Source organism: Stenotrophomonas sp. YJH_SMC_64 (genome assembly GCF_059371375.1).
This window is the reverse complement of sequence record NZ_JCAFUN010000018.1, coordinates 96,133-121,559: the sequence shown is the minus strand read 5'-3', so window position 1 is coordinate 121,559 and position 25,427 is coordinate 96,133. Positions and strand designations below refer to the sequence as shown.

Here is a 25,427-nt window from a genome sequence, read left to right as displayed (position 1 = left end):
TGGAGCAACAAGAGCGAAGTGTTCGGCAACCAGATTCCGAGTGCCGATCCTGATGGGGATGGTGTGGCGTTCGAGCTTGCGTTGCGCTTCCCGGGCCAGCAGGCGACGGATGCGAGTGGGTTGTTCTACAACTATCAGCGGAATACGTCTCTGCAGTGGGGCGGTATTCGCAGAGTGATCGCATTGGACTACTTTGGGGGATTGCAAGCTTTGCGTATGTTGGTGGGAATCCTATTTCACAGTCCGATTCTCTGGGATTGTGCGAAGACGATAATGGTTCTGATGCGTCCATTCATCAAAAGACATATGGCAAGTACTTCAAGTCATGCATGTCTTACGTTCAGCCTCCGACATGGTTGACTTTGCCGGTGTCTAGTGCATCCGTTCTGATATTGTTTGTTGAAGTGCCCTTTGTTGCCGGTGTTGCAACAGTGGGAGGAGGAGCGCTGGCGAGCTATGAGGTTGGAGCAGCTATAGTCTGCGCTATGGCTGGAATTCAAACTCTGCAGTGAGCCCTATGAAACTGACACGCGGGTGGCTTCTTACATTTTCTGGGATTTGGCTAGCACTTTCGGCCTTGATGCTGTGGCTTGACCGAGTCTGGGATGCGTGTGGCGCGTTCCTGGCTGCGGCAGCCTTCTTTCTGGTTGCCTTGAGGAGAAAGCAGCATTTGGCTGGTAGATCACAAGAGTAGCGCGCCTTCTCGGCCCTCTCTTCGAGGAGGGGGCTTGAGAATTGTGACTCCACCGGTAATCGCACCCCGCTGACCACTTCGGCAGGCACCGCCAGCTACACCTTTCCCCCAACCAGCCATCGCTTGGCTGCGGTGGATGGCGAGGTACGCAGCCATGACGCAGCGGGCAACACCACCAGCGTCCAGGTGGAGAACGTGGAGGTCGTCGGATTCGGGGGCGTGGTGTTCCTGTCCAGCACGACCCAGGTCTTCGGAAGTGACATTGCCACGGCCATGCTTGCCGATGCCGACGGCGTGCCGGTGAGGGTCACCTTGTGCCTTGACAATCAGGATCAGCTCTTCGAGCTGGAGCTGTGGAAGGTGGACTTCTCGCCGATCATCGGCGTCGATCTGAGGAGCGCTTTCAGCGAGCACTGACGCCTGCTGAAAGCGATCCAAGCTGAAGGGCATTGCGCATCGCCTTCACCCTTCGGGCTGCAACCGCCCCACCGCCTGCGCGCACAACGACTGGCAGGCCATGACCAACCCCTCCATCACCCGATCGCCCACGTACTCTTCCGGTTCGCCATTCTGCCGGGTGCGTTCGGCCGCCAGCAGCATCTCCAGCACCACCCGCAATCCGCTCAACGCGCAATCGGCATCTGCCAGGGCCAGGCAGCGGCCGGGCAGCTGATGCCGCTCCGGCCACGGCTGCCCATCAGCCGCCGCACCGGAGCCGATGCGGTGGAGATTGGCAATGAAGGTGTTCCTGTCCACTGTTGGCGCAGCCTGTGGCGAGCCGTCGTCGCCGGCGGTGCTGCGGTAGGCGTGCAGATGCGGGAAGTCCGATTCGTTCATGGCAAGGCTCCGTGCAGGGCAATCGGTAGCCGCCACCCATAAAAGTGGCGGGCGGTACGTGGTTCGAATCCGGGTTGGTCCCAAGCCGGTGGGCGCGAACGCCCCCACGCACCGCCCGCCATAGCCGGCAGACGGATTGCCAGCCGGCGCCACGGAATGTGGACGCCGACTGGCAAGCGCAATCACTCAGGACCAACTCGGGATTCGAAACCCGGCCACCCTTTTCCGGTGGCACGCCATCTGAGCCCCTGGCGCTGTGCAATGCCAATCAGAACAGTTGCAAACATCACTCGATTGGAGACGCTTTCGGCATTCTCCCACGCTGTTAAGCACCGCCAGCGCTAGCTGGCGCGGCGGTCCGCCCGCACCGTGCAATCTGCGACAGGTGTCGAGGTTGGGGGGCGTTAGGGAACAAGGGGGGAGGGGCGATGACGACAGGCTCTGAAGGGAAGGGCCTGAGTCGAGCATGGCCCGCCTCTACAAGCGTCAAAGCGTGACGTGCGACTCGGGTTGACGTTCCCAGCCACCAAGCGCAGGCTTGTTCAGCACGTTTCCTAAACAGAAGGAGACTTATGACCGCGACCGCTTCGCTGCACCCCACCCCCGACACCCAGGGCCGTTCCCGCCTGTGGAGTGTGTTCTGGCTGCAGGGCGTCATTCCCAGCAACATTCTGTGGGCGGTAGCCCTGTGGGCGCTGGCCAACCAGCGCACCACGCTGCTGTTGGGGGTATTTGCCGTGCTGCTGCTCTATACCGGTTGGATCATCCCGGCGGTCTGGCGGGCGGCGCCCACCGCGCACAACCCCAACCTGGGCGTGGCCGCGCGCGGGTTGACCGTGGCCTGGGGGCTGAACACCGTGCTGGTGATCTTCTTCCTGACCCTGCAGCTGGTGGCTCAATAGAACTGAACGGGCTCGCCGCCACGGTCGAAGGCGGCGAAGCGGCCGATCTGACCGTCATGGATGGCGTTGACCATCAGCTTCAGCGGGCGCGCGGCTTCGTCGCTGTTGGGTGCGAAACCGCCTCTGCCATCCAGCGCCGCCACGAACACCAGGTCCCAGTCGATGCCGGTGGTGGTCGATTCGGTCGCCAGCGCCTGGAAGCTGGGCACCTCGGCTGGCAGCTTGTCCACGCACAGCACCGGCGACAGGGTGCCGCCCTCGCGGCGGTCATGCCGGTCGCGCTGGTCACCGGTGGGCGATTCGGGCAGCTCGGCGCGCACGAATACGAACAGCAGGCGTTGCGGTTCAGCCTGCTCGCCGGCGGCATGCAGCAGTTGCTGGAAATCGTTCATCATCATGAGGGTTGTCACACGCCCGCTGCACGGAAAGCCGCATGCTGCCACAACGCCTGCCGCGCGGGGCCGAACGCGATTGATTTAAGTCATGCCCATGGAACTGAAGGCCGCGTACTCTGGCAATCGTTCCAGCAGGCGAGGGTATCCGGGCCGTTCCGGGCACAGGCAAGACGGTGGAGCAACAAGGTGGACCAGCCATGAGCCAACTCACCGACGGTTTCGGACGCAGCTTTCCGTACCTGCGCCTGTCGTTGACCGAAGCCTGCAACTTCCGGTGCAGCTACTGCCTGCCCGACGGGTACCAGGCCGACGGCCGCCCGCGTTTCCTGCAGGTGGATGAGATCGGCCGCCTGGTGCGGGCCTTCGCGGCGCTGGGCATGAGCAAGATCCGCCTGACCGGCGGTGAGCCCAGCCTGCGCAAGGACCTGGACGAGATCATCGCCACGGTTGCGGCGGTGCCGGGCATCCGCAAGGTGGCCATCACCACCAACGGCACGTTGCTGCCGCGGCGCCTGCCGGGGTGGCACCGGGCCGGCCTGACTGCGCTGAACGTGAGCATGGACAGCCTGCAGCGCGAACGCTTCAAGACCATCACCGGGCACGACCGCCTGCCGGAGATCGAACAGGGCCTGGCCCTGGCGCAGGCGTTGGGCCTGCCGGCGATCAAGCTCAACGCGGTGCTGCTGCGTGGCCTGAACGACGACGAGCTGCCGCAGTGGATGGACTACCTGCGTGACCGCCCCTTCAGCGTGCGCTTCATCGAACTGATGCGCACCGGCGACAACGAAGCCTATTTCCAGCGCCACCACCTGCGTGCCGACGTGGTGATCGAGCAGCTGCTGGCCGCTGGCTGGCACGAGCGGCCGCGCGCGGCCGACGCCGGCCCGGCGCGCGAGTTCGGCCACCCCGACCATCGCGGCAGCATCGGCATCATTGCCCCGTATTCGCGTGACTTCTGCAAGGGCTGCAACCGCCTGCGGGTGACCGCCAAGGGCGACTTGCGGCTGTGCCTGTTCGGCGAGTTCGGCGTACCGCTGCGCCCGCTGCTGCAGCGCGATGAGGACCACGACGCGCTGCTGGCACGCATCACCACACAGCTTGGCCTGAAAGCGGCCGGGCATGGACTGCACCAGGGCCAGACCGGGCTGACCCCGCACCTGGCCTCCATCGGAGGATGAGCAACACGATGAGTGGGGAATTGAATGCGGCCTTCCACATGGCCGATGTCCGTAACAAGCGCATCAGCCGCCGCCGTGCGGTGGCGGTGGGCGAGCTGCATGCCGGTCCAGTGGCCTATCCGCTGATCGTCGAGCGCCGCCTGCCCAAAGGCGATGCGCTGGTGATGGCCGAGATTGCCGGCCTGCAGGGCGCCAAGATGGCGTCGATGCTGATGCCGCTGTGCCATCCGCTGCCGCTGGAACTGGTGCAGGTGTTCTGCGCACCGGTGCCGGAGCGGCAGGCGATCCGCGTGTGGTGCGAGTGCGCCAGCGAGGCACGCACCGGCGTCGAGATGGAGGCGCTGGCTGGTGTCAACGCGGCGTTGCTGACCCTGTACGACCTGAGCAAGCCAGTGGAACCGGCACTGCGCATCGAAGGCATCCGCCTGCTGTTCAAGGAAGGCGGCAAGCGCGGGGTCTGGCTGCACCCGGATGGCATGGACGAGGCCGAGCGCGTGCGTTTCAACCCACGTGCACCTAAGGGGTTGGAGGGTGCGGCCTGCGCGGTGATTACGCTGAGCGATCGCGCCAGCGAAGGCACTTATGAGGATGTGTCCGGCCCGACCCTGGTGACCGGCCTGAGAAAGCTGGGTGGCGACGTAGTGGCCGCCGAAGTGCTGCCCGATGGCATCGAGCCGTTGGCGGGCCGCCTGCAGGCCTTGGCTGCCGAGGGCGTGCGCCTGTGCCTGTGTACCGGTGGTACCGGGCTGGGCCCGCGTGACCTGACCCCGGAGGCGCTGCGTTCCTTGAACGCGCGGCCCGTGCATGGCCTGGCGCAGATGGTGCGGGCCCTGAGTGCGCAGCACACGCCGATGGCCTGGCTGAGCCGCGCCGAGGTGGTACAGCTGGGCAACATGCTGGTGTTCGCATTGCCCGGCAGCCCGAAGGCGGCGGCGCAGTGCCTGGATATCCTGGCGCCGGTACTGGGCCATGCCCTGGCGATGGTCGAGGGGGATGGCCACTGATGATTGCCTACAGCGATGCCTTGCAGCACCTGCTGGACGCGGCCAAGCCGCTGCCGGCCGAGCATCTGCCGCTGCATGAGGCCGCGGGCCGCACGCTGGCCCGTGACATCCACAGCGCGCAGTCGCTGCCGCCGTTCGACAATTCGGCGATGGACGGCTTCGCGCTGCGCGCCAACGGCACGGCGTTCGAGGCCGGTACCGAATTTGCCGTGCAGGGTTGGCAGGCGGCCGGCGATGCTGGCGCCGAAGGCGGCGAGGGTGCCTGGGAAATCATGACCGGTGCGCGCATGCCGGTTGGGCTGGATACGGTGGTGCCGGTCGAGAATGTGGAGATCCTCGCCAGCGAGGACGGCCGCCCGGCCCGCATCGCCCTGAAGACATCGGTGAAGCCGGGCCAGAACGTGCGCCTGCGCGGCGAGGATGTGAGCGACGGCGAGCGCGTGCTGCGGGCCGGGCAGTTGCTGGACATCAACGCGCGCACCCTGCTGCATGCCATCGGCGTGGGCGAGGTGGCGGTGGTGGCACGGCCGAAGGCGGCGGTGATCGCCACCGGCAAGGAACTGGTGACCGAGGCGGCGCAGACGCTGGAATCCGGTCAGATCCGTGACAGCAACCGGCCGTACCTGGTCGGCCGCCTGCAGGCCGCCGGTGCCGAGGTGGTCTGGCAGGGCACGGTGGGCGACGACGTGGCCGCGTTCAACGCGGTACTGGATGCAGCGCTGGACGCGGGTGCGCAGCTGTTGATCAGCACCGGCGCGGTGTCGGCCGGCCGCTACGATTTCATTCCCGACGCGCTGCGCGGCCGGGGTGCGCGCATCGTGTTCCACAAGGTGGCGATCCGCCCCGGCAAGCCGCTGCTGTTTGCGGTGCTGCCCAATGGCGCGCTGTATTTCGGCCTGCCCGGCAACCCGGTGTCGGCTGCGGTGGGCCAGCGCTTCTTCGTTGAGCCGGTACTGCGCCGCCTGCTGGGGCTGGCGCCGGAGCTCATGTTGCAGCTGCCGCTGCAGGCCGACGTGCGCAAGCCGCCGGGCCTGCGCTTCCACGCGCGTGCGCGGGTGGAAATGGACGGACAGGGACGCCTGAGTGCGCGCGTGCTGTCCGGGCAGGAGTCGTTCCGTTTGATGTCCATGCTGCAGGCCAACGCCTGGGTGGTGCTGGAGGCCGAGGGAGACCTGGCCAGCGCTGGCACCTACGTGCGCGTGCAGGGCTGGGGTCACCACGAACCGGTGCAGCTGGTGAGCCAGGAGTCATGATGAAACAGGTGAATCTGCAGTTGTTCGGTGCGTTTTCCGATCTGGATGCCAGCCGCGAGATCGCCGTGGATGTGGCCGGTGGCACCGTGGCCGATCTGCGCCAGGCGCTGCGCGAGCTGCTGCCGCTGCGTTGGCCGGGTTTCCGTGCCGGCCTGCTGGACTACTCGGCGTTCGCCGACCAGCAACGCGTGCTGCGCGACCACGAGGCGCTGCCCGACGATGGCCGCGTGGCGATCCTGCCACCAGTGAGCGGGGGCTGAGCGATGAGCGAGAAGATCATCGCGAAGGTGGTGGACCGCGCGCAGGCGGCGATCGATCCAGCCGAGGGCATTGCTGCGGTCTCTGATCCGGGCTTCGGCGGCATCGACGTGTTCATCGGCAAGGTGCGCGACGTCAACATCGGCCGGCTGGTGACCGGGATCACCTACGACCTGTTCGAGCCGCTGGTGCTGAACGAGTTCAAGCGCCTGGCCGCCGAGGTCGAGGCGGCGTTCGGTCCGAAGCTGAAGCTGTATGTGGCCCACGCCAAGGGCCGGTTGGGCATCGGCGATGTGGCGGTGGTGGTGGCCGCGGGCAGCCCGCACCGCGACGAAGCGTTCCGCGCGTGCCGGCAGTTGATCGAGGTGGTCAAGCACCAGTGCCCGATCTGGAAGCAGGAGCACTACGAGGACGGCGACAGCGAGTGGAGCGAGGGTTGCAGCCTGTGCCATGCGGACAGCGAACCCGCCCATGCCCATGATCATGCGCACGACCACGGGCATTGACCCCACCCTTCAGGGCGGCGCGGGGTTCAGTAGATCCACGCCATGCGTGGATGAGGCCTTTCCCGAGCACCCGGCCGGCGCAGCCACGCATGGCGTGGCTCTACGGCGATGAGCGTCAACGGCATCGTGCTGGCCGGCGGCCTGTCCACCCGGATGGGCCGCGACAAGGCGCTGCTGCCGTGGCAGGGGCGGACCTTGCTGGAACACATGCGGGGCCTGTTGATGCAGGCTGGCGCACGCGAGGTCTGGGTCAGCGGAAATTACCCGGCGTTCGGCGGCGTGCCGGACCGCGTGGCACGTTGCGGGCCGCTGGGCGGGCTCTACAGCGTGGCGATGCGCATGCCCGATGGCCCGGCCTGGGTGGTGCCGGTGGATACGCCGCTGCTGCCGCCGCGATTGCTGCAGCAATTGCGTGACGGCCATCGCGGTCCATGCACGATCTTTGCCGGCCATCCCCTGCCCATGCTGGTGGATATAGACGATGCTTGTCGCAACGTACTTGAATCGATGCTGGGCGACCCGGACGGTCCGCGCTCGCTGCAGGCCCTGCAGCGTCGTCTTGGCGTGAATTCCGTGGCGCTGGCGCCGGTTGACGAGGCCGGGCTGGTCAACTGCAATACCCCCGAACAATGGGAGGATGTTGCGTCATGAAAGTGCAGTTGCAGGACCAATCGGTACGGCTTCGCCTGGACGAGGCCGAGCTGGCGCGCCTGCTGGCCGGTGAAACGGTCGAGAACATGACCCGCTTCGGCGGTATCGAAGGCTGGGGCATGGCGGTGTCGCTGCATGGCGGCGATCAACCGGTACTGCTCGACGGAGGCACCTTCTGCCGCCTGGTACTGCCGCGCTCGGCCGTCGAGGCCTTGGCGGCGCGGCTGCCGTGCCGCGATGGCCTGCCATTCGACATTGCCCTGGAAGATGGAAGCCAGCTTCAGCTGCAGTTCGATGTGGACGTGCGCGACAGCGTGCGCCAGCGCGGGGTGACCCGCCGCAGCACCGCTTCATCGGTTTGACATTTGTCAGGGGCAGGGTGGAAACCGGCCCTTGATTGATCCAGATCAACCCCGTCGTCCGTGCTGCACGGCCTAATGGCTGCATGACGACGGGTTACAACTTGAAACGCAGTACCCACGTCATTCCACAGCCTTGGAGCCATGTATGACCGTCGGTAGCGATCCTGTTGTCCGCAGCACTGCCAGTCCCGGTCGCGTCATCAGCGACTGGACGCCGGAGGACCCCGGCTATTGGGAGCGCACCGGCAAGCGGGTCGCCACCCGCAACCTGGTCATCTCGATCCCCTCGCTTCTGCTGGCCTTCTCGGTCTGGGTGCTGTTCTCGGCGGTGTCGATCAGCCTGCCGAAGATCGGTTTCAACTTCAGCACCGACCAGCTGTTCTGGCTGGTGGCGCTGCCCAGCCTGTCCGGCGCGACCCTGCGCATCTTCTATTCGTTCGTGATCCCGATCTTCGGCGGCCGCCGCTGGACCGCGCTGTCCACCGCCTCGCTGCTGGCGCCGACGCTCTGGCTCGGCTTTGCGGTGCAGGACCCGGCCACCCCGTACTGGGTGTTCGTGGCCATCGCGATCCTGTGTGGCTTCGGTGGCGCGAACTTCTCGTCGTCGATGTCCAACATCTCCTTCTTCTATCCCAAGCAGAAGCAGGGCCTGGCGCTGGGCCTGAACGCCGGCCTGGGCAATGTGGGCGTGTCGGTGGCGCAGGCGGTGATTCCGCTGGTCATCACCGTGGGCGTGTTCGGTGCGCTGGGTGGTGCACCGCAGCCTGCAGTGGAGGGGGGCGCGCCGCTGTTCCTGCAGAACGCCGGCTTCATCTGGGTGCCGGCCATCGCGCTGTGCGCCATCGCGGCCTGGTTCGGCATGAACGACCTGACCAGCGCCCGCTCGTCGTTCTCCGAGCAGGCGGTGATCTTCCGCCGCAAGCACAACTGGCTGATGTGCTGGTTGTACATCGGCACCTTCGGTTCCTACATCGGTTTCTCGGCCGGCTTCCCGATGCTGGTGAAGAGCCAGTTCCCGGACGTGAACCCGCTGGCCTACGCCTTCATCGGCCCGCTGCTGGGCGCACTGATGCGCTCGGTGGGTGGCAGCATGGCCGACCGCTGGGGCGGCGCACGCCTGACCTTCTGGGTGTTCGCGCTGATGATCGCGGCGGTGTTCGGCGTGCTGCACTTCCTGCCCAGCGATGGCCAGGCCGGCAACTTCTACGGCTTCCTGCTCAGCTTCATGGCGCTGTTCGTGCTCAGTGGCATCGGCAACGGCACCACCTTCCGCATGATCCCGGTGATCTTCCGCACCCTGCATGAGCGCTGGTCGGCCAACGACAACGCCGAGGGCAAGGCCACGGCCGCACACCAGGCCAGCATCGAATCGGCTGCGGTGGTCGGTTTCTCCGGTGCGATCGGTGCCTACGGCGGTTTCTTCATTCCCAAGAGCTACGGCTCGTCCATTACGTTGACCGGCAGCCCCGACATGGCGCTGTACGGGTTCGTTGTTTTCTATGTCACCTGCCTGGCCGTGACCTGGTGGTGGTACTACCGGCGCGGTGCCGAGACACCCTGCTGACGACATGAAAACGCACCGCAGCCAGATGACACACACAGCCACGATGCCGATGTCCGCAAAGGGAGATCCCCGATGAGTTATTTCCTCGATCGCTTGCAGTTCTTCAAGCGTGACCCCCAGACCTTTGCCGATGGCCATGGTTTTGCCAAGAGCGAGGGCCGCGACTGGGAAAACAGTTACCGCGCCCGCTGGCAGTACGACAAGATCGTACGATCCACCCACGGCGTGAACTGCACCGGCTCCTGCAGCTGGAAGATCTACGTCAAGAACGGCCTGGTCACCTGGGAAACCCAGCAGACCGACTACCCGCGCACGCGCCCGGACCTGCCCAACCATGAACCGCGTGGCTGCCCGCGTGGCGCCAGCTATTCCTGGTACCTGTACAGCGCCAACCGGCTGAAGTACCCGCTGATCCGCGGCACGCTGCTGCGCCTGTGGCGCGAAGCACGCAAGAGCAAGGCCCCGGTCGATGCCTGGGCCAGCATCGTGGAGGACAAGGAGAAGGCGCGTTCGTACAAGACCCGCCGCGGCATGGGTGGCTTCGTGCGCCTGCAGTGGGAAGAGGCCAACGAGATCATCGCCGCCTCCAACCTGTATACGGTGAAGCAGTACGGCCCGGACCGCGTGGTCGGGTTCTCGCCGATTCCGGCGATGTCGATGGTGTCCTACGCCGCCGGTGCGCGATATTTGTCGCTGCTGGGTGGCGCCTGCCTGTCCTTCTACGACTGGTACTGCGACCTGCCGCCGGCCTCGCCGCAGATCTGGGGCGAGCAGACCGACGTGCCCGAATCGGCCGACTGGTACAACAGTCGCTACATCATCGCCTGGGGCTCGAACGTGCCGCAGACGCGTACGCCCGATGCACATTTCTTCACCGAGGCGCGCTACAACGGCACCAAGACGGTGGCGATCTGCCCGGACTATTCCGAGCTGGCCAAGCTGACCGACCACTGGCTGCACCCCAAGCAGGGCACCGACGCGGCGCTGGCCTTTGCGTTCGGCCATGTGATCCTGCGCGAGTTCCATGTCGATTCGCCCTCGCAGTATTTCCAGGACTACTGCCGCCAGTACTCGGACATGCCGATGCTGGTGCGTCTGGAGCGTCGCGACGATGGCCGCCTGGTGGCGGGCCGCTTCCTGCGTGCCAGTGAGCTGGGCGGGCTGGGTGAAGCCAACAACCCGGACTGGAAGACCCTGGCCTACGACGAGAACAGCGGCCAGATCGTGGTGCCCAATGGCTCGATCGGTTTCCGCTGGGGTGAGAAGGGCCGCTGGAACATCGAAGAGAAGGCAAGCAATGGCGCCGACACACGCCTGCGCCTGAGCTTGTCCGATGCCAACGACGGCATCGAGGCGGTGAGCTTCCCGTACTTCGGTGGCATTGAAAGCGACGGCTGGACCGCTGCACCGGCCGAAGAAGTACTGGACCGCAACATTCCGGTGCGCCGGCTGGCCACGGCCGATGGCGGCGAGACGCTGGTGGCCACGGTCTACGACCTGCTGCTGGCCCAGTATGGCGTTGACCGTGGCTTTGGCGGCGGCAACGTGGCATCGAGCTTCGATGACATGGTGCCGGGCACGCCGGCGTGGCAGGAGCGCATCACCGGCGTGTCGCGCGCCGAGGTGATCGAGATCGCGCGAGAGTTCGCGCGTACCGCCGACAAGACCCACGGCCGATCGATGATCATCGTCGGCGCGGGCATGAACCACTGGTTCCACAACGACATGAACTACCGCGGCCTGATCAACATGCTGATCATGTGCGGTTGCGTGGGCCAGACCGGTGGCGGCTGGGCGCATTACGTGGGCCAGGAAAAGCTGCGCCCGCAGACCGGCTGGCAGCCGTTGGCGTTCGGCCTCGACTGGAGCAAGCCGCCGCGCCACATGAACGGCACCTCGTTCTTCTACTTCAACACCGGGCAGTGGCGCTACGAGAAGCTGCAGGTGGACGAGCTGCTGTCGCCGCTTGCCGATGCCAGCAAGTACGGCGGCAGCCTGGCCGACCTGAACCTGCGCGCGGTGCGCATGGGCTGGCTGCCGAGCACCCCGCAGCTGGACCGCAACCCGCTGCAGCTGGTACGCGAGGCCGAAGCGGCCGGCGTAGCCCCGGCTGACTACGCGCTGGGCAAGTTCAAGGACGGCTCGCTGGACTTCGCCTTCGCCGACCCCGACGCCAGCCAGAACCACCCGCGCATGATGTTCATCTGGCGCTCGAACCTGCTCGGTTCCTCGGGCAAGGGCCATGAGTACATGCTGCGGCACCTGCTGGGTACGCGCCACGGGCTGCAGGGCAAGGACCTGGGCGAAATGGGCGCAGTGAAACCGCAGGAGGTGAAGTGGCGCGACGAGGCGCCGGAAGGCAAGCTGGACCTGCTGGTCACGCTCGACTTCCGCATGTGCACCACCGCGCTGTACTCGGACATCGTGCTGCCGACGGCAACCTGGTACGAGAAGGACGACCTCAACACTTCGGACATGCACCCCTTCATCCACCCGCTGTCGAAGGCGGTGGACCCGGCCTGGGAATCGCGCAGTGACTGGGACATCTTCAAGGAGGTGGCCCGCACCGTGAGCGAGATGGCGCCGGGCGTGCTGGGTGTGGAGAAGGACCTGGTGCTGGTGCCGACCCTGCACGACACCCCCAACGAGCTGGGCATGCCGTTCGGCGTGGCCGACTGGAAGAAGGGCGAGTGCGAGGCCATTCCGGGCCAGACCATGCCGTCGATGACGGTGGTGGAGCGTGACTACCCGAACCTGTACCGCAAGTTCACCTCGCTCGGCCCGCTGCTGGACAAGCAGGGCAACGGCGGCAAGGGAATGAGCTGGGACACCAAGCACGAGGTGGAGTTCCTCGGCAAGTTGAACCACACCGTGCACGAAGAGGGTGTAAGCCAGGGCCGTCCGGCCATCTCGACCGCAATCGACGCGGCCGAAGTGATCCTGCACCTGGCGCCGGAAACCAACGGCCACGTGGCAGTGAAGGCGTGGGAATCGCTGGGCACCTTCACCGGTCGCGAGCATACGCATCTGGCGGTGGGCAAGGAACACGAGGCGATCCGCTTCCGTGACATCCAGGCGCAGCCGCGCAAGATCATCTCTTCGCCTATCTGGTCGGGCCTGGAAGACGACAACGTCAGCTACAACGCCGGCTATACCAACGTGCATGAGCTGATTCCGTGGCGCACGGTGACCGGTCGCCAGCAGTTCTACCAGGACCATGAGTGGATGATCGACTTCGGCGAGGCCTTCATGAGCTACCGGCCGCCGGTCAACACGCGCACGGTGGAGCCGCTGCTGAACCAGCGCCCGAACGGCAACAAGGAGATCGTGCTGAACTGGATCACCCCGCACCAGAAGTGGGGCATCCACAGCACCTACAGCGACAACCTGATCATGCAGACACTGTCGCGCGGTGGCCCGATCGTGTGGATCAGCGAGGACGACGCGCGCAGCGCCGGCATCGTCGACAACGACTGGATCGAGCTGTTCAACGTCAACGGTGCGATCGCCGCGCGTGCGGTGGTCAGCCAGCGCGTGATGCCGGGCATGGCGATGATGTACCACGCCCAGGAACGCATCATCAACGTGCCGGGCTCGGAGATTTCCGGCACCCGCGGCGGCATCCACAACTCGGTGACCCGCATCGTGCTCAAGCCGACCCACATGATCGGCGGCTACGCGCAGCTGGCCTATGGCTTCAACTACTACGGCACCTGCGGTACCAACCGCGACGAGTTCGTGATCGTACGCAAGATGGACAAGATCGATTGGTTGGACGATGAGCAGCCCGCTGGTGCTTCGGCATCGGCCAGCAAGGAGGTGGTGTGATGAAGGTCCGTGCACAGATCGCGATGGTGCTGAACCTGGACAAGTGCATCGGCTGCCATACCTGCTCGATCACCTGCAAGAACGTCTGGACTTCGCGCGAGGGCGTCGAGTACGCCTGGTTCAACAACGTGGAAACCAAGCCGGGCATCGGCTACCCGAAGGAATGGGAAAACCAGGAGAAGTGGAACGGTGGCTGGGTGCGCACCGGCAGCGGCAAGCTGGTGCCACGCGCGGGTGGCCGCTGGCGCATGCTGGCCAAGATCTTCGCCAACCCGGACCTGCCGCAGATCGACGACTACTACGAGCCGTTCGATTTCGACTACCAGAACCTGCACACCGCCAAGGACAGCCAGCACCAGCCCACCGCGCGGCCGCGTTCGCTGATCAGTGGCGAGCGCATGCAGAAGATCGAGTGGGGCCCGAACTGGGAGGAGATCCTCGGTTCGGAGTTCAGCAAGCGATCGCGCGACTACAACTTCGACCAGGTGCAGAAGGAGATCTACGGCGCCTTCGAGAAGACCTTCATGATGTACCTGCCGCGCCTGTGCGAGCATTGCCTGAACCCGGCGTGCGTGTCGGCGTGCCCCTCGGGCGCGATCTACAAGCGCGAGGAAGACGGCATCGTGCTGATCGACCAGGACAAGTGCCGCGGCTGGCGCATGTGCGTGTCGGCCTGCCCGTACAAGAAGATCTATTACAACTGGAAGAGCGGCAAGTCGGAGAAGTGCATCTTCTGCTACCCGCGCATCGAGATGGGTGAGCCGACCGTGTGCTCGGAAACCTGCGTGGGCCGCATCCGCTACCTGGGCGTGATGCTGTACGACGCCGACCGCATCGCCGAGGCCGCTTCGGTGGCCGCCGAGAAGGACCTGTACCAGGCCCACCTGAACATCTTCCTGGACCCGAACGATCCGGCGGTGATCGCCGCCGCGCGCAAGGAGGGCATTCCGGACAGCTGGTTGGATGCGGCCAAGCAGTCGCCGGTGTACAAGCTGGCGATCGACTGGAAGCTGGCGCTGCCGCTGCACCCGGAATACCGCACGCTGCCGATGGTCTGGTACGTACCGCCGCTGTCGCCGATCCAGTCCGCCGCCGAACGTGGCCGCGTGGGCATGAGCGGCGAGCTGCCGGACGTGGCGTCGCTGCGCATTCCGATGCGCTACCTGGCCAACCTGCTGACGGCCGGTGACGAGGCGCCGGTGGTACGCGCGCTGGAGCGGCTGATGGCCATGCGTGCCTGGCGCCGGGCCAGGAACGTGGACGGCGTGGAAGACACTGCGGTGCTGGAACAGACCGGGCTGAGCATCGCCCAGGTGGAAGAGATGTACCGCTACCTGGCCATCGCCAACTACGAGGACCGTTTCGTGATTCCGACCGGCCACCGCGAGTACGCCAACGACGCCTTCGGCGAGCGCGGCGGCTGCGGCTTCACCTTCGGCAACGGCTGCAATGGTGACAGCCCGGCCGACCTGTTCGGCCAGCGCAAGACCACCACCTTCGTGGTGGACAAGGGCCCGAACCACCGCCGCAAGGAGGTGGTGTGATGAGCGTGCTCAAGCTGGTCGGGGTATTGCTGGACTACCCCCGCGAAGAACTGTGGGAGCACGGCGAGGAACTGCTCGCCGCCTGTGACGACCCGGCGCTGAACGCCGCCCGCCGCCAGCAGCTGCGCAGCTTCGTGCAGCAGCTGCTGGCCACCGATGCGCTGGATGCGCAGGCGGCGTGGCTGGCCAGTTTCGACCGCGGCCGTTCGATGAGCCTGCTGCTGTTCGAACACATCCATGGCGAGTCGCGGGACCGTGGCCAGGCCATGGTCGATCTGGTCGAAACCTACCGCCGCAACGGCTTCGAACTGGATGCACGCGAGCTGCCGGATTACCTGCCGCTGCTGCTGGAGTTCCTGGCCCATCGCCCAGGCAGCGAGGCCCGCGAGTGGCTGCACCACATCGGCCATATCGCCGGGATGCTGGCGGCGCGTGCCGCCGAGCGGGAGCTGCCGCACCGGGTGCTGTTCGAGATCCTGGTCGAAGCCGGTGACGGCAAGGCCGATCTGCAGGCGCTGCGCCAGCGTGCCAGCGAGGAAGTCCGCGACGATACCGCCGAGGCCATGGACCGTTTGTGGGAGGAGGAGGCGGTGCGCTTCGGCGCCGAAGCTCCTGCCGAAGACTGCAAGCCGCCCGTGCGTTCGCCGGCCCGTCCTTCGCATCGAGAGGTCCAGCCATGAGTTACTCCCTGCATCAATTCGCCTTCCAGTACTACCCGTACATCGCCGTGGCGGTGCTGCTGATCGGCAGCTGGGCCCGCTATGACAGGGCCATGTATACCTGGCGCACCGGCTCCAGCCAGATGCTGTCGGACAAGGGCATGCGGATCGGCAGCAACTGCTTCCACATCGGCATCCTGGCCATCCTCGGTGGCCACCTGGTCGGCCTGCTGACCCCGCACGCGGTGTACGAGCACTTCATCACCTCCTCGCAGAAGCAGATGCTGGCGATGGTGGTCGGTGGTGTGTTCGGCGCACTGTGCTTCATCGGCATCAGCATCCTGCTGGTGCGCCGCCTGTTCAACGCGCGCGTGCGGGCCACCGGCAGCTTCGGTGATACCCTGGTGCTGGTGTTGCTGTTCGCCCAGCTGTGCCTGGGCCTGTACAGCATCCGCATCTCGTCCGGCCACCTGGACGGCGGGGTGATGGTGCAGCTGGCCGAGTGGGCACAGCACATCGTGACCTTCCGTGCCGGTGCCGCCGACTACATCGAGGGCGTCAGCTGGGTCTACAAGATGCATATCTTCCTGGGCCTGACCCTGTTCCTGATCGCGCCGTTCACGCGCCTGGTGCACGTGTGGAGCATTCCGATCAGCTACCTGTGGAGGCCGTACCAGGTGGTGCGCCGCCGCCAGGCCACGCTGCGCTACGGTCCGCGGGAGTAAGTCATGGGCAGCCTGCCGAAATTCCTGCCGATCACCGTGATCGACTCCGCTGCGCCGGTTCCCGCCGAGGCGCATTCGCACCACCATGACGCGGCAGCGCAGGGGCCGCGCTCGCTCGGGCAGCCGGCACCGTGCCGGCTGTTCGTGGACGAGACCGCGATCAGCGAGGCCGACATCGCCCGCGAGATGCAGCACCACCGGGCGATGCGCCCGGAGCAGTCTCGTGCCGAAGCGGCACGTGCACTGGTGGTGCGCGAGCTGCTGCGCCTGGAAGCGCAGCGGCTTGGGCTGCAGGCGCCGGAGGGCAACCGAGTAAGCGACGAGGAAGTGCTGATCCAACAGCTGCTGGAAGATGCGATCAAAGACCGCGTACCGAGTGATGAAGACTGCCGCCGGTACTTCGAGCAGAACCCGGAGCGCTTCCGCTCCCCCGACCGCGTGCGTCTGCGCCATATCCTGCTGGCCGCGCCGGCCGACGACGTGGCTGGGCGCTTCGCCGCACGTACCGAGGGCGAGCGGCTGGTCGGGCTGCTGAAAGAGTCGCCGCACCTGTTCGCCGATTTCGCCCTGCGCCATTCGCGTTGCCCATCCAGCAGCGAGGGCGGCGACCTGGGCTGGCTGCAGCGTGGGCAGACCACGCCGGAGTTCGACCGCCAGGTGTTCCGCCTGCGCGAGGGCCTGGCCGGTTTCCCGGTGGAATCGCGCTGGGGCTACCACGTGGTCTGCGTCGATGCACGCGAGGAAGGCCAGCCGCAGCCGTTCGAGGCGGTGCTGCCGCAGCTGCGTGACTACCTGGAGCTGCAGGTACGCCAGCGTGAAGTGCAGGCCTACCTGCTGCAGCTGCAGGAACGCTACCCGGTGCGCGGGCTGGATGAGATCGAAGCCGAAGCGGATATCGGCTGAACCCCCTTGAACGAGGAGAATTCATGCACCAGGCCCTTGCCCCCGCCAGTGCCGGGCAGCAGCAACGTGCGCTGTGGCTGAGCACGTTCGCCTTCACCGTGTGCTTTGCGGTGTGGATGATCTTTTCGATCATCGGCATCCAGATCAGTCAACAGCTCGGCTTGAATGACACCCAGTTCGGCCTGTTGATCGCCACGCCGGTACTGACCGGTTCGGTCAGCCGGGTCTTCCTCGGCATATGGTCCGACCAGTTCGGTGGCCGCAAGGTGATGGTGCTGGTGATGCTGTGTGGCGCAGTGGCCACCTGGATGCTGACCTATGCCCAGACCTACACCCAGTTCCTGATTGCCGCGCTGTGCGTGGGTATCGCCGGCGGCAACTTCTCGGTGGGCGTGGCCTACGTCTCGAAGTGGTTCCCGGCCAGCAAGCAGGGCACCGCACTGGGCATCTTCGGTGCTGGCAACATCGGCTCGGTGGTGACCAAGCTGCTGGCGCCGCTGGTGATGGTGGCGGCCGGCTGGACCATGGTCGCCAAGGTCTGGGCCGTCGCGCTGGCCGTCACGGCGGTGCTGTTCTTCCTCTTCAGCAAGGAAGATCCGTCGCTGGAGCAGCGCCGTCGCGAAGGCGTGAAGCCGGTGCCGTTCGCCGAGCAGATGGCGCCACTGAAGAACCTGCAGGTGTGGCGGTTCTCGCTGTACTACTTCTTCGTGTTCGGTGGCTTCGTGGCGCTGGCGCTGTGGCTGCCGCACTACCTGGTGGGCGCCTATGGCATGGACGTGGGCCACGCCGGCATGCTGGCGGCGTGCTATTCGATCCCGGCCAGCCTGTTCCGCGTGGTCGGTGGCTGGATGTCGGACCGGATGGGGGCGCGCCGGGTGATGTACTGGACCTTCGGCGTGTCGGCCATCTGCACCTTCCTGCTGGCCTACCCGGATACCGAGTATGTGGTGAAGGGCATCCATGGCCCGATCCACTTCCATCTGGCCATCGACGTGGTGATGTTCACCGTGCTGGTGTTCGTGCTGGGCTTCTTCATGTCGCTGGGCAAGGCCGCGGTCTACAAGCACATCCCGGTGTACTACCCCAAGCACGTGGGTGCCGTGGGCGGCGTGGTTGGCATGATCGGTGGCCTGGGTGGCTTCATCCTGCCGATCGTGTTCGGTGCATTGAACGATGCGGTGGGCATCTGGAGCAGCTGCTTCATGCTGCTGTTCGTGCTGGTGGCCGCTGCACTGGCCTGGATGCACTTCGCGATCCGCCGTATGGAACGCCGCCACTTCCCGCAGATCGACCGCGAAACCGACCTGCCCGAAGCCATCGATGCGGCCGCCGCCGAGCGGGTGCGCGGTGGGTGAAGGTGTTTGCCGGCCAGCGGCCGGCACTACCAGAACGGTGCGCGATGGGTGGAGGGTGCTGCCGGCCAGCGGCCGGCACTACCAAATGGTGGGTGAAGGGGTAGTGCCGGACGCTGGCCGGCAGCAACCGCCAGATGCGCCACGCTTGATTTCAATCAGGGCCACGCGAAGAGGAACGCCCGAAGATGTCTGCCATGAGCTTCCACGTTGACGAGAGCGAGGACACTGCGCTGCAGGCTGCATTGCTGCGGCAACCGCGGCACGTGCTGTTTCCGCCGGCTGACCAGTTCAGTACTGGTTTTGGCGAAAGCGGCTGGCGCGCTGCCATGCGCGCCAGCAATGAGCACCTGATCCCACGCGGCTTGACGCTCGGCTTCCAGGTCGGTCGTGGCGGGCGCGGTGTGCCGCCGCAGGCCTATCTGGACACCTTGCTGCTGGCGCTGCGGCTGCAGGCCGACGTGCTGGCCGAGGACCGTGAAGTGGTGGCGATGGTACTGCAGCTGGGGCTGGCCGAGACGTTGCCGCCGCCGCAGCTCGGCCAGCTGCTGGATGCGGTGCCGCAGCACCTGCGCACCGTGGCGCGGCCCCAGGTGGAGGTGCGGCTGGACGCAGGCAGCGCGCTGGCGCCGGCGCAGCTGCGTGCGGTGGGCTGCACCCGTTTGAACGTGATCGATCGCGCCGATGCACCGGGGCCGACCCTGCTGGCACAGGCGCGACAGGTGGGCTTCACCGCGCGCTACTACCAGTTGCGGGTACCCGGCAGCGAGGACGCTGGCTTCATTGAACGGCTGCACGAGGTGCTGGCCGAGGCACCGGAGCGCATCCTGCTGCCGGCGCCGTGTGCGCTGCCAGAATACCCCTCGGCCGTCCATTGGCTGCAGGCCTGGCGCCTGCTGCGCGCTGCGGGTTACGAACCGATTGGTGGCGATCACTATCAGCGCGGCGATCTGCCGAACCCGCACGGTCCGGGCGATGGCCAGCGCCATTGCGATCTTGCCAGCGTGCCACGCCGCGACCGCAGTGATTTCATCGGGCTTGGCCTGTCTGCCTGCAGCCAGATCGGCGAGGTGTTCTACCGGCTGGAGGACGAACTGGGCGAATGGCGTGCGCGGCTGCTGGCGGGTCACATGGGAGTCTCCGCCGGGCTGATCCTGTCCGAGGACGAGCGGTTGGTGGCCGAAGTGGCGCAGAGCATCGCCTGTGACCACGCCCTCGATGCGGCTGCCTTCGAGTGGCGCAACGATGAACCGTTCGAGGAATGTTTCGCCGAACAGCTGCCCGCGTTGTCGCCGCTGCTGGCACGCGGCTGGGCGCAGTGGGATGCGCGCGTGCTGCGCCTGGCCGAAGAAGGGCGCCTGCTGTGGCGTATGATGGCCGCATGCTTCCGGCCGGCGGCCGCCATCGCTTGAGTCTTGCCCCGATGTCTTCAATTCCGCCTTCGCAGGGCCGTCTCGGCCGGGCCACACCCAACCCCGCCGCCGCCGATGATGGCGACGCACTGCACTTCTGCAGCACCTGCGCGTTCTCCGACGCATGCATGTCGCAGGGTTACGACAAGACCGCACTGGGCGACCTGCACGTGCTGGTCGACCATGTCGGTCCGTTCCATGCAGGTGACTACATCTTCCGCGCCGGCGAATCGTTCGATTCGATTGCTGCGGTGCGCGCGGGCATGGTCAAGACCTTCGTCGATGACAGCCAGGGCAACGAGCAGGTGCTGGGCTTCAGCCTGCCGGGCGAAGTGATCGGCCTCAACGCGATCCACGGTTCGCGCTTCCCCTGCAATGCGGTGGCGCTGGACACCGTGCACCTGTGCCGCATCTCGTTCCCCAAGCTCAGCCTGTTGGCGACCCGCATGCCGGGGCTGCAGGCCAAGCTGTTCAGCCTGCTCAGTGCGGAGATCGGCAAGGTCGCGACCCTGGCCGCCAACCACCGTACCGAAGAACGCATGGCCGCGTTCCTGCTGGACATGTCCGAGCGCTACGCGCGGCGCGGTTTCTCCGCCACGCGCTTCAACCTGACGATGGCGCGTACCGAGATCGCCAATTACCTGCGGATGGCGCCGGAAACCGCCAGCCGCGTGCTGCGCCGCCTGAGCGATGATGGGATCATTGCGGTGAAGCAGCGCGAGATCCTGTTGCTGCAGCCCGAGCGCCTGGCAGCGCTGGCGGTGGCCGACGAATCCGATCCGAACTGAACCTGGCCGGGAGCCGACGATGAAGCGAGCTGGACTGTTGTTGCTGGGACTGCTGGCTACGGTGCCGGCCTGGGCGGCCGACCTGACGGTGTCGGCGGCTTCGAGCCTGACCGAGAGCTTCCGCGAGCTGGGCGCGGCGTATGAGAGGGCGCACCCGGGTGTCAGGGTCGATTTCAACTTCGCCGCATCCGGCGTGCTGCTGCAGCAGATCAGCCGTGGCGCACCGGTGGATGTGTTCGCGTCGGCCGATGAAACCACGATGGACCAGGCCCAGCAGCAGGACCTGCTGGCGGCCGGTACCCGCGAGGTGTTCGCGGTGAACGCGCTGTGGGTGGTGGTGCCACCGCAGGCCAAGGCCGCGCCGCGCACCTTGAAGGACCTGGCTGGTGCCGGTGTGCGGCGCGTTGCGCTGGGCAACCCGGACAGCGTGCCGGTCGGCCGCTATGCCAAGGGCGCGCTGGAAGCGGCGGGCCTGTGGCCGTCGGTGCAGGGCAGGATCATCACGACGCAGAACGTGCGCCAGTCGCTGGATTACGTGGCGCGCGGTGAAGTGGATGCGGGCTTCGTCTATGCCACAGATGCACAGGCGATGCCCGACCGGGTGCGCCGCGCCTTCGCGGTTCCGGTGGCGGGGCGCATTGCTTATCCGCTGGCGGTGACCAAGGCCAGCGCGCAGTCGGCCGAAGCCAGGCGCTTCACCGCCTTCGTGCGTTCGGCGCCGGGCCAGGCGATCCTGGCCAAGCACGGGTTCGGCAAGCCCTGACGCATGGATCTGGACTGGAGCGCACTGGGGTTGTCGCTGAAGGTGGCCGGCTGGGCCACCGCGATCAATCTGGTGCTGGGCGTGGCACTGGGCGCGCTGCTGGCGCGGCGGCGCTTTCCCGGCCGCGAGCTGCTGGATTCGCTGCTGACCCTGCCGATGGTGCTGCCACCGACGGTGCTGGGCTATTACCTGCTGGTGCTGATCGGCCGCAACGGCCCGATCGGCGCGTGGCTGCAGTCGTGGTTCGGCATCAACCTGGTGTTCACCTGGCAGGCCGCGGTGATCGCCGCGGCGGTGGCTTCGCTGCCGCTGGTGTTCAAGCCGGCACGCGCGGCGTTCGAAGAAGTGGACGGGCAGCTGGAGCAGGCCGCGCGCACGCTTGGAGTGTCCGAAGCAGCGGTGTTCTTCCGCGTCACGCTGCCGCTGGCGTGGCGCGGCATTCTTGCCGGCCTGCTGCTGGCCTTCGCACGCGCGATGGGTGAGTTTGGCGCGACATTGATGGTGGCCGGCAGCATTCCGGGACGCACGCAGACGCTGTCGATCGCCATCTACGAGGCGGTGCAGGCCGGCCAGGATGGCAAGGCCAATGCGCTGGTGATCCTGACTTCGGTGGTGTGCATCGTGATCCTGTTGCTGGCAGCGCGGCTGGTGGGCGGGCGTCGGCGGGAGCTGCGCGATGTGGCTTGACCTGCAGGTGCGGCGCCGCCTGCAGGCGGCCGGCCAGGATTTCGTGTTGGACGTATCGCTGCAGTGCACGCAGCGCCAGGTGGTGCTGTTCGGACCTTCAGGCGCCGGCAAGAGCCTGACCCTGAAGGCGGTGGCCGGGCTGCTGCGGCCGGGCCAGGGCCATGTGCGCCTGCAGGGGCAGACCCTGTTCGACGCGGCCACCGCTGTGGATCTGCCGCCGCAGCGCCGCCGGCTGGGCTACGTGTTCCAGGATTACGCGTTGTTCCCGCACCTGAGCGTGCGCCAGAACGTGGCGTTCGGGCTGCAGAAGGGCTGGTTGAATCCGCGGGTCGGCCAGCGTTTCGATGCGGTGGAGCAGTGGCTGCACGCATTCCGCATCGACACGGTGGGCGATCTGCTGCCGTCGCAGGTCTCCGGTGGCCAGCGCCAGCGCACTGCATTGGCGCGCGCCCTGGTGACGCAGCCGCAAGCGCTGCTGCTGGATGAGCCGTTCTCCGCACTGGACCATGACCTGCGCCAGCACCTGCGCCAGGAGCTGGAGACCGTGCTGGACAAGACCGGCATTCCGCTGCTGTTGATCAGCCACGATCCACAGGACGTGGCGATGTTCGGTCAGCAGGTGGCGCGCATGGTGGATGGTCGCATCGTCGGCGGTTGACCCGTGATGGACCCACCGGCGACGGTGGGTCACATCTGATGGTAGTGCCGGCCGCTGGCCGGCAACCAAGGGATACTGGGCAGCCGGCCAGCGGCCGGCTCTACCGTGATGCACGGGCGATGGTTGGCTACATATTCTGGTAATGCCGGCCAGCGGCCGGCTCTACCGTGATGCACAGGCGATGATTGGCTACATGTTCTGGTAGTGCCGGCCGCTGGCCGGCAACCAATGAGTACTGGGCAGCCGGCCAGCGGCCGGCTCTACCGGTCCAGGATTCGTGCAGTCCAGTGGTACCGATCAATACAGCTCACAGTGCGTGCGGCCTTCACCGCGCAGCGCGTCCCAGCGCCCTTCGCCACCAATGGCATCGATGGCCTCGCGCACCGCGCTTTCCAGATGGCGCTTGTTGCCGCACAGGTACAGGTGCCCGCCGCGGGCCAGGACGTCGCGCACTTCGCTGGCGCGCTGCTGCAGCACATGCTGCACATAGATCTTTTCAGCGCCATCGCGCGAGAACGCGGTATGCAGGCCGGCCAGCACGCCACGCGCGTGCCAGTCCTGCAGCTGGTCGCGATACAGGTAATCGTGCTGGCGGTGCTTCTCGCCAAACACCAGGTGCACCTCGCGTTCGCAGCCGTTGGCCTGCAGCTCCTGCATCAGGCCCATCAGCGGTGCGATGCCGGTGCCGGTGCCGACCAGCAGCAGCGGCGCCTGGCCGGTATCGGGCAGGTGGAAGCCAGGGTTGGAGCGGCAGTACACACGGGCGTGCTCGCCGCCATGCAGCAGGCTGCCGGTGGCGGTGCCGAAGCGCTCGCGGCCGCGCAGGGTGTAGCGTACTTCGCGCACGCACAGGCTCAGCTGGTCGTCGCACGGGTGCGAGGCGATGGAATAGGCACGCGGCAGCCGCGGTGACAGCAGTTCACGCAGTCGGGCCAGCGGCACGCTGTCCGGCGTGGCGTGGTCCTGCAGCACGTCCAGCAGGTCCAGGCCGTGCAGGTAGGCTTCCAGCTCGCGCTTCTGGCTGACCTTCAACAGGCCCTTCAGTACCTCACTACTGCCGAGCTTGGCCAGTTCGCGCAGCACGCCCTTGCTCAGCAGGCGCAGCTCGCGGTCGTGCAGGGCGGCCACGGCGGCGGTGTCGCCGTACCAGGTAGCCAATGCCTGCAGCAAGGCAGGGTCGTTCTCGGGTACCACGTGCAGGGTGTCACCCGCGCGGTAGGCCATGCCACTGCCGGCAATGTCCAACTGCAGGTGCCACGCCGCCGGGTCGCTGCTGTTCAAGCGGCGGCGTTCGAGGATGGGAGCGGCAAAGGCATTGTCTTCGCCATAAGCGGTGACCTGCAGGTGCAGATCCTGGCCAGCGCTGAGGTTGCCGTTCAGCACCTGGCCAAGCACCGGCTGCCATTGCTGGAAGAACTGCTCGTAGCCCAGGTCGGCATCCACGCGGCGCAGCAGTGGCTGCGCCTGGCGCTCGCTCAGCGCGGCATCCAGCGCCTTGGTGAAGCCGCAGAAGCTCGGGTAGCCGGTATCACCGAGCCCGAACACTGCATAGCGCAGGCCGCTCAGCGTCGGGATCCGGCGCAGCGTTTCGAAGAACTGCTCGCCATTGGCTGGCGGCTCGCCGTCACCGAAGGAACTGGAGATCGCCAGCAGCACATCGCCTTGGCCGAGACTGGCTACGTCGATGTCGTTGAACGGGAGCACCTGCGGCCCATGCGGCTGCAGTTCCGCGCCCAGGCGCTGGGCCAGGGCGCGGGCGTTGCCCGACTCGGACGCGAAACCCACCAGCAGACGGCTGAAGGGCGTACTGGTCGGGAGAGCGTTCACGCGGCCTCGTAGAAGTCGTCGAACTTTTCCTTGCTGAACTCAACCAGGTCATAGTTCTGCATCAGGTCGTTCACCACGCGGCGGATGCTGATGTAGGAGGTGATGTTGCCGTCTGCGTCGAACAGCGGCTGCACGGTGGTGTCGACCACGTAGAGCACGCCGCCCTTGCCGAGGTTGGGCACGATGCCGGTCCAGGTCTTGCCGGCCTTGATGGTGTCCCACATGTCCTTGTATACGGCCTTGGGCACGTCCGGGTGGCGCACGATGCTGTGCGGCTGGCCGATCAGCTCTTCGCGGGCGAAGCCGGTGAGCGTGCAGAACAGGTCATTGGCGTAGGTGATGTTGCCCTGCAGGTCGGTGGTGGAGATCACCATGACGTTCTGCATGGCGTTCAGCAGCTGGGCGTTGTCGGGGGTGTAGCTCATCGCAGGGTCCTTGTGGATGCCGGCCGCGCCGGCGTGTTCGGGTCCTGCATAGGAATACGCCCGGGCGGCGGCGGGCGGTTTGACATTGGTCAAGCGCGTAGCGCGAAGGCCTGCGACCGGGTGTCGCAGGGTGAGTCTCTTAAAGACCAATCCAGCTCGGCTCAGGCGGCACGTGGGATTGCCAACAGCCGGGCGTGGGCTCGGCCCCATCGCAGGAGACACGGGCAGGAGGCGGGCGCATGTCATGTGTAC

25 protein-coding genes and 1 pseudogene are annotated in these 25,427 nt (G+C 66.3%); 22 read left to right on the top strand and 4 right to left on the bottom strand.

Annotated features, from left to right (window positions below):
- Both AC5P9L_RS18760 and AC5P9L_RS18755 read left to right on the top strand, forming a co-directional pair.
- Positions 1-260 (top strand): annotated as a pseudogene (locus AC5P9L_RS18760) (RHS repeat-associated core domain-containing protein); the annotation flags it as partial.
- A 566-nt stretch (positions 261-826) separates the two neighbouring features.
- Positions 827-1,111 carry a DUF6984 family protein gene (locus AC5P9L_RS18755; protein WP_165711279.1) on the top strand — a complete coding sequence of 95 codons (285 nt, stop codon included), beginning with the start codon at positions 827-829 and terminating at the stop codon, positions 1,109-1,111.
- A 45-nt stretch (positions 1,112-1,156) separates the two neighbouring features.
- Here the strand turns inward: AC5P9L_RS18755 and AC5P9L_RS18750 are convergent, their stop codons facing one another.
- Positions 1,157-1,531, bottom strand: coding sequence for a hypothetical protein (locus AC5P9L_RS18750; RefSeq protein ID WP_044570359.1), 375 nt, complete (start codon positions 1,529-1,531; stop codon positions 1,157-1,159).
- 572 nt (positions 1,532-2,103) lie between these two features.
- On the opposite strand from AC5P9L_RS18750, the gene AC5P9L_RS18745 reads away from it, so the two are divergent.
- Complete coding sequence (locus AC5P9L_RS18745) at positions 2,104-2,433, top strand: hypothetical protein (protein ID WP_005416862.1); 330 nt, start codon at positions 2,104-2,106, stop codon at positions 2,431-2,433.
- Here AC5P9L_RS18745 and AC5P9L_RS18740 read toward each other — a convergent pair.
- Complete coding sequence (locus AC5P9L_RS18740) at positions 2,427-2,831, bottom strand: hypothetical protein (RefSeq protein ID WP_012480480.1); 405 nt, start codon at positions 2,829-2,831, stop codon at positions 2,427-2,429. The two genes, AC5P9L_RS18745 and AC5P9L_RS18740, sit on opposite strands and share 7 nt — an antisense overlap.
- Positions 2,832-3,025: 194 nt before the next feature.
- Between AC5P9L_RS18740 and moaA the strand changes: the two genes are divergently transcribed.
- The 19 genes from moaA (at position 3,026) to AC5P9L_RS18645 (ending at position 22,923) form a co-directional block, all read left to right on the top strand.
- Complete coding sequence (gene moaA, locus AC5P9L_RS18735) at positions 3,026-4,006, top strand: GTP 3',8-cyclase MoaA (protein WP_062606552.1); 981 nt, start codon at positions 3,026-3,028, stop codon at positions 4,004-4,006.
- 8 nt (positions 4,007-4,014) lie between these two features.
- The gene (gene moaCB / locus AC5P9L_RS18730) at positions 4,015-5,010 is read left to right on the top strand and encodes a bifunctional molybdenum cofactor biosynthesis protein MoaC/MoaB (protein ID WP_043033279.1); all 996 of its coding nucleotides are present in this window, start codon (positions 4,015-4,017) and stop codon (positions 5,008-5,010) included.
- Positions 5,010-6,263, top strand: a complete 1,254-nt coding sequence (locus AC5P9L_RS18725) for a molybdopterin molybdotransferase MoeA (RefSeq protein WP_062606550.1) — start codon at positions 5,010-5,012, stop codon at positions 6,261-6,263. The genes moaCB and AC5P9L_RS18725 overlap by 1 nt, the downstream gene beginning before the upstream one ends.
- Positions 6,263-6,523, top strand: coding sequence for a MoaD/ThiS family protein (locus tag AC5P9L_RS18720; protein ID WP_019337814.1), 261 nt, complete (start codon positions 6,263-6,265; stop codon positions 6,521-6,523). The genes AC5P9L_RS18725 and AC5P9L_RS18720 overlap by 1 nt, the downstream gene beginning before the upstream one ends.
- A gap of 3 nt (positions 6,524-6,526) precedes the next feature.
- Positions 6,527-7,027, top strand: a complete 501-nt coding sequence (locus AC5P9L_RS18715; protein ID WP_012480475.1) for a molybdenum cofactor biosynthesis protein MoaE — start codon at positions 6,527-6,529, stop codon at positions 7,025-7,027.
- A gap of 108 nt (positions 7,028-7,135) precedes the next feature.
- Positions 7,136-7,678 carry a molybdenum cofactor guanylyltransferase gene (gene mobA, locus AC5P9L_RS18710; RefSeq protein ID WP_012480474.1) on the top strand — a complete coding sequence of 181 codons (543 nt, stop codon included), beginning with the start codon at positions 7,136-7,138 and terminating at the stop codon, positions 7,676-7,678.
- Positions 7,675-8,040, top strand: a complete 366-nt coding sequence (locus AC5P9L_RS18705) for a DUF7009 family protein (RefSeq protein WP_012480473.1) — start codon at positions 7,675-7,677, stop codon at positions 8,038-8,040. The genes mobA and AC5P9L_RS18705 overlap by 4 nt, the downstream gene beginning before the upstream one ends.
- A gap of 145 nt (positions 8,041-8,185) precedes the next feature.
- Complete coding sequence (locus AC5P9L_RS18700) at positions 8,186-9,604, top strand: NarK family nitrate/nitrite MFS transporter (protein ID WP_262101577.1); 1,419 nt, start codon at positions 8,186-8,188, stop codon at positions 9,602-9,604.
- Positions 9,605-9,676: 72 nt separating this feature from the next.
- Positions 9,677-13,432 carry a nitrate reductase subunit alpha gene (locus AC5P9L_RS18695; RefSeq protein ID WP_262101578.1) on the top strand — a complete coding sequence of 1,252 codons (3,756 nt, stop codon included), beginning with the start codon at positions 9,677-9,679 and terminating at the stop codon, positions 13,430-13,432.
- On the top strand, positions 13,432-14,976 hold the full coding sequence (narH, locus tag AC5P9L_RS18690; protein ID WP_099523724.1) for a nitrate reductase subunit beta: 1,545 nt from the start codon (positions 13,432-13,434) through the stop codon (positions 14,974-14,976). Before AC5P9L_RS18695 ends, narH begins: the two co-directional genes overlap by 1 nt.
- Positions 14,976-15,656 (top strand): nitrate reductase molybdenum cofactor assembly chaperone, encoded by a 681-nt coding sequence (gene narJ, locus AC5P9L_RS18685; RefSeq protein WP_049439032.1) that lies wholly within the window; start codon positions 14,976-14,978, stop codon positions 15,654-15,656. The genes narH and narJ overlap by 1 nt, the downstream gene beginning before the upstream one ends.
- A complete protein-coding gene (gene narI / locus AC5P9L_RS18680; protein ID WP_012480468.1) occupies positions 15,653-16,360 on the top strand; it encodes a respiratory nitrate reductase subunit gamma in 708 nt (235 codons plus the stop codon). The genes narJ and narI overlap by 4 nt, the downstream gene beginning before the upstream one ends.
- Before the next feature lie 3 nt (positions 16,361-16,363).
- The gene (locus AC5P9L_RS18675) at positions 16,364-17,263 is read left to right on the top strand and encodes a peptidylprolyl isomerase (RefSeq protein WP_012480467.1); all 900 of its coding nucleotides are present in this window, start codon (positions 16,364-16,366) and stop codon (positions 17,261-17,263) included.
- Positions 17,264-17,286: 23 nt separating this feature from the next.
- The gene (locus AC5P9L_RS18670; protein ID WP_262101579.1) at positions 17,287-18,618 is read left to right on the top strand and encodes an MFS transporter; all 1,332 of its coding nucleotides are present in this window, start codon (positions 17,287-17,289) and stop codon (positions 18,616-18,618) included.
- Between the two features lie 194 nt (positions 18,619-18,812).
- On the top strand, positions 18,813-20,027 hold the full coding sequence (locus AC5P9L_RS18665; protein WP_044570336.1) for an oxygen-independent coproporphyrinogen III oxidase: 1,215 nt from the start codon (positions 18,813-18,815) through the stop codon (positions 20,025-20,027).
- An 11-nt stretch (positions 20,028-20,038) separates the two neighbouring features.
- The gene (locus AC5P9L_RS18660) at positions 20,039-20,815 is read left to right on the top strand and encodes a helix-turn-helix domain-containing protein (protein WP_010485317.1); all 777 of its coding nucleotides are present in this window, start codon (positions 20,039-20,041) and stop codon (positions 20,813-20,815) included.
- Between the two features lie 19 nt (positions 20,816-20,834).
- A complete protein-coding gene (gene modA, locus AC5P9L_RS18655) occupies positions 20,835-21,578 on the top strand; it encodes a molybdate ABC transporter substrate-binding protein (RefSeq protein WP_262101581.1) in 744 nt (247 codons plus the stop codon).
- Between the two features lie 3 nt (positions 21,579-21,581).
- On the top strand, positions 21,582-22,265 hold the full coding sequence (gene modB / locus AC5P9L_RS18650) for a molybdate ABC transporter permease subunit (protein WP_005409908.1): 684 nt from the start codon (positions 21,582-21,584) through the stop codon (positions 22,263-22,265).
- Positions 22,255-22,923: a sulfate/molybdate ABC transporter ATP-binding protein gene (locus AC5P9L_RS18645; protein ID WP_033835076.1), complete on the top strand. Its 669-nt coding sequence runs from the start codon at positions 22,255-22,257 to the stop codon at positions 22,921-22,923. Before modB ends, AC5P9L_RS18645 begins: the two co-directional genes overlap by 11 nt.
- Positions 22,924-23,220: 297 nt before the next feature.
- Here AC5P9L_RS18645 and AC5P9L_RS18640 read toward each other — a convergent pair whose 3' ends face one another.
- The gene (locus tag AC5P9L_RS18640) at positions 23,221-24,750 is read right to left on the bottom strand and encodes a diflavin oxidoreductase (RefSeq protein ID WP_227415358.1); all 1,530 of its coding nucleotides are present in this window, start codon (positions 24,748-24,750) and stop codon (positions 23,221-23,223) included.
- A complete protein-coding gene (locus AC5P9L_RS18635; protein ID WP_005409905.1) occupies positions 24,747-25,175 on the bottom strand; it encodes a PAS domain-containing protein in 429 nt (142 codons plus the stop codon). Before AC5P9L_RS18635 ends, AC5P9L_RS18640 begins: the two co-directional genes overlap by 4 nt.
- Between the last annotated feature and the right edge of the window lie 252 nt (positions 25,176-25,427).

Coding starts and splice junctions, on each gene's coding strand:
- narJ (WP_049439032.1), top strand. CDS start 14,976: ATGAGCGTGCTCAAGCTGGTCGGGGTATTGCTGGACTACCCCCGCGAA.
- AC5P9L_RS18720 (WP_019337814.1), top strand. CDS start 6,263: ATGAAACAGGTGAATCTGCAGTTGTTCGGTGCGTTTTCCGATCTGGAT.
- AC5P9L_RS18700 (WP_262101577.1), top strand. CDS start 8,186: ATGACCGTCGGTAGCGATCCTGTTGTCCGCAGCACTGCCAGTCCCGGT.
- AC5P9L_RS18725 (WP_062606550.1), top strand. CDS start 5,010: ATGATTGCCTACAGCGATGCCTTGCAGCACCTGCTGGACGCGGCCAAG.
- AC5P9L_RS18675 (WP_012480467.1), top strand. CDS start 16,364: ATGGGCAGCCTGCCGAAATTCCTGCCGATCACCGTGATCGACTCCGCT.
- AC5P9L_RS18665 (WP_044570336.1), top strand. CDS start 18,813: ATGAGCTTCCACGTTGACGAGAGCGAGGACACTGCGCTGCAGGCTGCA.
- AC5P9L_RS18740 (WP_012480480.1), bottom strand. CDS start 2,831: ATGATGATGAACGATTTCCAGCAACTGCTGCATGCCGCCGGCGAGCAG.
- mobA (WP_012480474.1), top strand. CDS start 7,136: ATGAGCGTCAACGGCATCGTGCTGGCCGGCGGCCTGTCCACCCGGATG.
- AC5P9L_RS18750 (WP_044570359.1), bottom strand. CDS start 1,531: ATGAACGAATCGGACTTCCCGCATCTGCACGCCTACCGCAGCACCGCC.
- AC5P9L_RS18715 (WP_012480475.1), top strand. CDS start 6,527: ATGAGCGAGAAGATCATCGCGAAGGTGGTGGACCGCGCGCAGGCGGCG.
- AC5P9L_RS18645 (WP_033835076.1), top strand. CDS start 22,255: ATGTGGCTTGACCTGCAGGTGCGGCGCCGCCTGCAGGCGGCCGGCCAG.
- AC5P9L_RS18670 (WP_262101579.1), top strand. CDS start 17,287: ATGCACCAGGCCCTTGCCCCCGCCAGTGCCGGGCAGCAGCAACGTGCG.
- narH (WP_099523724.1), top strand. CDS start 13,432: ATGAAGGTCCGTGCACAGATCGCGATGGTGCTGAACCTGGACAAGTGC.
- modA (WP_262101581.1), top strand. CDS start 20,835: ATGAAGCGAGCTGGACTGTTGTTGCTGGGACTGCTGGCTACGGTGCCG.
- moaCB (WP_043033279.1), top strand. CDS start 4,015: ATGAGTGGGGAATTGAATGCGGCCTTCCACATGGCCGATGTCCGTAAC.
- AC5P9L_RS18660 (WP_010485317.1), top strand. CDS start 20,039: ATGTCTTCAATTCCGCCTTCGCAGGGCCGTCTCGGCCGGGCCACACCC.
- narI (WP_012480468.1), top strand. CDS start 15,653: ATGAGTTACTCCCTGCATCAATTCGCCTTCCAGTACTACCCGTACATC.
- AC5P9L_RS18635 (WP_005409905.1), bottom strand. CDS start 25,175: ATGAGCTACACCCCCGACAACGCCCAGCTGCTGAACGCCATGCAGAAC.
- AC5P9L_RS18705 (WP_012480473.1), top strand. CDS start 7,675: ATGAAAGTGCAGTTGCAGGACCAATCGGTACGGCTTCGCCTGGACGAG.
- AC5P9L_RS18695 (WP_262101578.1), top strand. CDS start 9,677: ATGAGTTATTTCCTCGATCGCTTGCAGTTCTTCAAGCGTGACCCCCAG.
- modB (WP_005409908.1), top strand. CDS start 21,582: ATGGATCTGGACTGGAGCGCACTGGGGTTGTCGCTGAAGGTGGCCGGC.
- moaA (WP_062606552.1), top strand. CDS start 3,026: ATGAGCCAACTCACCGACGGTTTCGGACGCAGCTTTCCGTACCTGCGC.
- AC5P9L_RS18745 (WP_005416862.1), top strand. CDS start 2,104: ATGACCGCGACCGCTTCGCTGCACCCCACCCCCGACACCCAGGGCCGT.